This window comes from Streptomyces capoamus (genome assembly GCF_014654935.1).
In the GTDB taxonomy this organism is placed as follows: domain Bacteria; phylum Actinomycetota; class Actinomycetes; order Streptomycetales; family Streptomycetaceae; genus Streptomyces; species Streptomyces capoamus.
Map to the genome: position 1 here is coordinate 1 of NZ_BNBF01000113.1, position 712 is coordinate 712.

General features: G+C 30.9%; 1 protein-coding gene. It reads left to right on the forward strand.

What is annotated here, in order from left to right; all coding sequences use genetic code 11:
- A partial coding sequence (gene ccsB, locus IE312_RS44910) for a c-type cytochrome biogenesis protein CcsB (protein ID WP_189986843.1) occupies positions 1 to 712 on the forward strand: 712 nt, incomplete at both ends.

The window sequence follows — 712 nt, forward strand, 5'->3', positions numbered from 1 at the left end:
CCTATTTTAATAAAAAACAACAAAATAAGTTAAACACAATAACTGCGCCAAGTGTTATTTTTATTCAGGGTTTTGCTACTTCAGGTCTTTTAAACAAAATGCCTCAGTCTGCAATATTAGTACCAGCTCTCCAGTCCCAGTGGTTAATGATGCACGTAAGTATGATGATATTAGGCTATGGCGCTCTGTTATGCGGATCATTATTATCAATAGCTCTTCTAGTGATTACATTTCGCAAAGTCGGACCTACTTTTTGGAAAAAGAATATAAAAAAAAATTTTTTATTAAATGAATTATTTTCTTTTGATGTACTTTACTACATAAATGAAAGAAATTCTATTTTACTACAACAAAACATTAATTTTAGTTTTTCTAGAAATTATTATAGGTATCAACTGATTCAACAATTAGATTTTTGGAGTTTTCGTATTATTAGTCTTGGATTTATCTTTTTAACCGTCGGCATTCTTTCAGGAGCTGTCTGGGCTAATGAGACATGGGGTTCATATTGGAACTGGGACCCAAAAGAAACTTGGGCATTTATTACTTGGACTATATTCGCAATTTATTTACATATTAAAACAAATAGGAATGTTAGGGGTATAAATTCTGCAATTGTGGCTTTGATCGGTTTTATTTTAATTTGGATATGCTATTTTGGCGTCAATCTTTTAGGAATAGGTTTACATAGTTATGGTTCATTTACATCGAA